The sequence below is a fragment of the Natrinema gari JCM 14663 genome, assembly GCF_000337175.1.
Taxonomy (GTDB): domain Archaea; phylum Halobacteriota; class Halobacteria; order Halobacteriales; family Natrialbaceae; genus Natrinema; species Natrinema gari.
Genome location: NZ_AOIJ01000050.1, coordinates 1 through 1314, shown reverse-complemented (window position 1 = coordinate 1314; position 1314 = coordinate 1). Strand labels below are relative to the sequence as shown.

Below are 1314 nucleotides of genomic sequence, written 5' to 3'. Positions count from 1 at the left end.
GCACTACAACCGGAGGAGCCTGCGGTTTAATTGGACTCAACGCCGGACATCTCACCAGCATCGACAATGTGCAGTGAAAGTCAGGTTGATGACCTTACTGGAGCCATTGAGAGGAGGTGCATGGCCGCCGTCAGCTCGTACCGTGAGGCGTCCTGTTAAGTCAGGCAACGAGCGAGACCCGCACTCCTAATTGCCAGCAACACCCTTGAGGTGGTTGGGTACATTAGGAGGACTGCCAGTGCCAAACTGGAGGAAGGAACGGGCAACGGTAGGTCAGTATGCCCCGAATGTGCTGGGCGACACGCGGGCTACAATGGCCGAGACAGTGGGATGCAACCCCGAAAGGGGACGCTAATCTCCGAAACTCGGTCGTAGTTCGGATTGAGGGCTGAAACTCGCCCTCATGAAGCTGGATTCGGTAGTAATCGCGCCTCAGAAGGGCGCGGTGAATACGTCCCTGCTCCTTGCACACACCGCCCGTCAAAGCACCCGAGTGGGGTCCGGATGAGGCCGACGCAACGTCGGTCGAATCTGGGCTCCGCAAGGGGGCTTAAGTCGTAACAAGGTAGCCGTAGGGGAATCTGCGGCTGGATCCCCTCCACAGACCGGGACTGGGGCGATGCCCCAGCCCACCTTTGCAGTCCACGTTCGATCGACCAGCGTCTGGCCGATCGGGCACCTTTGAACTACCAAGGCTAACATGTCACTCCCCTGTCCGCCCTCATGGGCGGACGTGGGCCCATAGCTCAGTGGTAGAGTGCCTCCTTTGCAAGGAGGATGCCCAGGGTTCGAATCCCTGTGGGTCCATGTCTCGGAGGACGATCGAACCGTGTCCCTTAAGTGGGAGACGGAACTTCGATCTAATCCGAACACCGAACCGATGCACCACCCCGTGTAAACGCGGGGGGGAAGGGTTAATGCAGGCCGGCCGTCTACCGGCGTGCAGATGAGACCGTGTGTACGTGTAGTCCAGGCGTCCACTGGACCCGTTCCCGGGTCACTCTGACATTACAACACCTGTTGTAACGTCGATCCGATGAACGTGGCTACTGTGCCAGCTGGTGGATCGCTCGGCTTGAGAGCTGAAGAAGGACGTGCCAAGCTGCGATAAGCCTGAGGGAGCCGCACGGAGGCGAAGAACTCAGGATCTCCGAATGGGAATCCCCACCGCAATTGCTTCGCGCAATGGGGAACGTCGAGAATTGAAACATCTTAGTATCGACAGGAAAAGAAAGCAAACGCGATGTCGTTAGTAATGGCGAATGAACGCGACACAGTCCAAACCGAAGCCTTCACGGGCAATGTGGTGTTCGG

1 tRNA gene and 2 rRNA genes are annotated in these 1314 nt (G+C 58.1%); all 3 read left to right on the top strand.

Going from position 1 to position 1314, the window contains the following annotated elements:
- Positions 1-601 (top strand): 16S ribosomal RNA (locus C486_RS09865); the annotation flags it as partial.
- A 134-nt stretch (positions 602-735) separates the two neighbouring features.
- Positions 736-807 (top strand) — tRNA-Ala (locus C486_RS09860).
- Positions 808-1037: 230 nt separating this feature from the next.
- Positions 1038-1314, top strand: a 23S ribosomal RNA gene (locus C486_RS21915); the annotation flags it as partial.